This window comes from Mycobacterium sp. (assembly GCF_049281135.1).
In the GTDB taxonomy this organism is placed as follows: Bacteria; Actinomycetota; Actinomycetes; order Mycobacteriales; family Mycobacteriaceae; genus Mycobacterium.
Genome location: NZ_JBAPRN010000748.1, coordinates 1 through 3,527, shown reverse-complemented (window position 1 = coordinate 3,527; position 3,527 = coordinate 1). Strand labels below are relative to the sequence as shown.

The following is a 3,527-nucleotide window of genomic DNA, read 5'->3' as shown; positions in this document are numbered from 1 at the left end:
TGCACACCCTTTTCCATCTGAGCGCGCACGCCCTTCTCGACGCTCGGGATGAACTGGCGCGGCACCGCGCCGCCAACCACCTTGTCGCAGAACTCGAACCCGGAACCTTCGGGCAGCGGTTCGACTTCGATGTCGCACACCGCATACTGACCGTGACCACCGGATTGCTTGACGTGTCGACCGTGGCCTTTAGCCTTGCTGCTAAACGTTTCTCGCAGCGGCACCCGCAGCTCGACGGTATCCACGGTGACGCCGTACCGATTGGCCAGGGCGTCCAGCACCACACCGGCATGGGCTTCGCCCATGCACCACAGCACGACCTGGTGTGTCTCCGGGTTCTGCTCGATCCGCAGCGTCGGGTCCTCGGCGGCCAATCGTCCCAGTCCGACCGAGAGCTTGTCCTCGTCGGTCTTGGCATGCGCCTGAATCGCCACCGGCAGCAACGATTCCGGCATCATCCACGGCTTGAGCACCAGCGGCTGAGCCTTGTCGGAAAGGGTGTCTCCGGTTTCGGCCCGGCTCAGACGTCCGATGGCGCACATGTCGCCGGGCAGCACCATCGATGCCGGCCGCTGCTGCTTGCCAAGCGGGAAGGACAGCGCGCCGATCCGTTCATCCTCGTCGTGGTCCACGTGGCCGGCCAGGGAATCGGGGCCGGCGTCGTCGGGCGAGCCGAAGAACGACGAAAAATGGCCCGACACATGAACCGTCGTGTCGGGCCTGATGGTCCCGGAGAACACCCGGACCAGGCTGAGCCTGCCGACATAGGGGTCCGACGTCGTCTTCACCACCTCGGCCAGCAGTGGCGAGTCGGAGCCGCACGTCACCTTCGTGAACGCGGCGCCTTGCGCCGTAAACACCTCGGGCAGTGGGTGTTCCGCCGGGGACGGGAATCCGCGGGTGGCGACCTCGAGCAATTCCAGGGTGCCGACGCCGGTGCCGCTGCAGACCGGAATCACCGGGAAGAACGAGCCGCGTGCCACTGCTTTCTCCAGATCGTCGATCAGCACCGCTTCGTCGATCTTTTCACCGCCCAGGTACCGCTCCATCAGCGATTCGTCTTCGGACTCCTCGATGATTCCCTCGATCAACGTGCCGCGGGTTTCCTCGATCTGATCGGCGTAGGAGGCGTCAGGCGCATGGGTGGTCCGCTTGCCGTTCGCGTACTTGTAGTGCGTCTGCGACAACAGACCGATCACCCCGTCACCGGTAGGGAGATAGAGTGGTAAAACCTTGTCGCCGAACGCATTCTGTGCCGCCGCGAGGGCATTCTGGTAGTTGGCCCTGGCGTGGTCGAGTTTGGTGATCACCACGGCTCGGGGCATGCCGACCTGGTTGCACTCCTGCCACAGCGACTTCGTCGGCTCGTCGACGTCCTCGTTGGCGGCGATCACGAACAGCGCGCAGTCCGCGGCGCGCAACCCGGCCCGCAGTTCGCCGACGAAGTCGGCATAGCCGGGGGTGTCGACGAGATTGACCTTGACGCCGTCGTGCGACAACGACGCCAAAGCGAGACTGACCGAACGCTGCTGGCGGATCTCCGCCTCGTCGTGATCGCAGACCGTGGTGCCGTCAGCGATACAGCCGGGTCTGGACAACACGCCGGACGCGACAAGAAGCGCGTCGACCAAGGTGGTCTTGCCGCCGCCGGACGGGCCTACCAACACCACGTTCCGGACGGCGGCCGGATCGTCTACGGCCGGAGCAGCTCCTGCGCCGTTCGGACTGTGGGACTTGTCTGCCATGACGTCACTCCCTCGCGTCCCCCGGTCAACGTGATGCACGTCACTTTTCTCCTAGCGTCCGCGCAAAACAAGAGTGAACGGGCGGTGAAGGTAATCAGGAAAGGCCTCCGGCTCAGGCGTGCCAGCTGCTCCAGCGCTGGACTGCGACGGCGATTACCGGGCCGTCCAGCGAAACCGATTGGTATTGGGCATATTTCGCGCGTAGCAGATCGCGGCCGACGTTCATGGTGTCGCCGTCGTGATGGATCGCGGCAACACCGTCGGCGCGAACCCACCACAGCTGCGTCCAGTCATCGGTGTAGTGGTCGACCAGCAGGCTCACCTGCGGGTTGCGCTCGATGTTGGCGAGCCGGCGTAGCCGTTGGGTCGTCTTGGGCTTGGCGTCGACCGCTGTATAAATGACGTCGTCATGCAGCGCGAATACCACCGGCACCAGGTGCGGCCGGCCGTCGAGGGCGGCGGTGGCCAACCGGGCTACCGGTGAGTGCGCGAAGCGGGCCTGGGGGTCGAATTCGACCACATCGCCGAGCCTAGGTGCCGGAGTTGATTTAGGTAATGCTGAGGCCGCCGTCGACGACGATCGTCTGGCCGGTGACGTATCCGCCTGCCGCCGATGCCAGCCAGACCGCGGTGGCCGCGAGTTCGCTTCCATCGCCCAATCGGCCCAGGATCAGTCGATGCGACTGGCTCTCCAGGTAGCCGGGTTTGTATTCGTCGGTCATCTCGGTTTTGAAGAATCCCGGAGCGAGAGCGTTGACCCGAATGCCCTTGCGCGCGCCCCACTGCTGCGCCAGATCCCGGGTGAGCCCGATGACCGCGGCCTTGCTTGCGCTGTAGGCCGCCTGCGGCAATCCGGCGGTGGTGATCCCCAGAATGCTGGCGATGTTGATCACCGAGCTTCCGGGCTGCATGACCCGCCCGCAGGCCTGTGCCATCCAGTACGCGCCGTTGAGGTTGACGTCGATCACCGAGCGGAACTGCTCGGGCGTCTCGCGGGTGGCCGGGTGCGCGGAACCGACGCCGGCATTGTTGATCAACACGTCGACCCGGCCGAAGGTCTGCATCGCGGCATCGACCAGGGCCTGGCACTGCTCGGGCTCGCTGACGTCGGTCGCGACGGTCAGCGCCTTGCGACCGCCGGCCTCGACGAGAGACGCCGTCTCGGCCAACCTGTCGACGCGGCGGGCGCCTAACACGACGTCGGCGCCGGCCTCGGCGAACGCCTGGGCGAACGACACGCCCAGTCCGGACGAAGCGCCGGTCACTATCACGACTTTGTCGTCGAGCCGAAATGAATCAAGCACGCCCATACGAAAGACACCTTTGCTCATCAGTTGCCGTTCAGCCGAAGCTATGAAACTACCGCTTGGCAATATGCCGGTGGATCGACCTCCGGCGGGACCGGGAAACCCGACGTCGATATGCCTGATCGAGCGACGCAGGCTACGGTTATATGAACAAAGTTGTGTCGTCAAGATCAAAATCTTGCGACATTCTGGCTGAATTCGGCCGGTACTCAGCAGGAGGTATTGGGGATGAGCGGATCGCACCGCGGCATACCGCGGGGGTCGCTGCGCTTGCTCAGTCTGCTGGCAGTGCTGGGATTGGGTCTGGCCACAGCGCCCGCGCACGCGTCGCCCTTGACGCCGCCGGCGCCGCAAGATGCGGCGACCGCCATCGGGCGCGTGGGTCCGCAGATCGTCGACCTCGACGCCAAGCTCGGATACCAGAGCGCGATCGGCGCGGGGACCGGCATCGTGATCGATTCCAACGGCGTGATTC

3 protein-coding genes and 1 pseudogene are annotated in these 3,527 nt (G+C 65.0%); 1 reads left to right on the top strand and 3 read right to left on the bottom strand.

Annotation, left to right across the window (positions count from 1 at the left end):
• The 3 genes from WAN02_RS29780 to WAN02_RS29770 all read right to left on the bottom strand — a co-directional run.
• Positions 1 to 1,745: elongation factor G-like protein EF-G2 (locus WAN02_RS29780; RefSeq protein WP_422268979.1), on the bottom strand; the 1,745-nt coding region annotated here is incomplete at its 3' end.
• Between the two features lie 112 nt (positions 1,746 to 1,857).
• The gene (locus tag WAN02_RS29775; RefSeq protein ID WP_422268978.1) at positions 1,858 to 2,265 is read right to left on the bottom strand and encodes a TIGR03668 family PPOX class F420-dependent oxidoreductase; all 408 of its coding nucleotides are present in this window, start codon (positions 2,263 to 2,265) and stop codon (positions 1,858 to 1,860) included.
• Between the two features lie 28 nt (positions 2,266 to 2,293).
• Positions 2,294 to 3,055, bottom strand: coding sequence for an SDR family NAD(P)-dependent oxidoreductase (locus tag WAN02_RS29770; RefSeq protein WP_422268977.1), 762 nt, complete (start codon positions 3,053 to 3,055; stop codon positions 2,294 to 2,296).
• Between the two features lie 225 nt (positions 3,056 to 3,280).
• Between WAN02_RS29770 and WAN02_RS29765 the strand changes: the two are divergent.
• Positions 3,281 to 3,527 (top strand): annotated as a pseudogene (locus WAN02_RS29765) (serine protease); the annotation flags it as partial.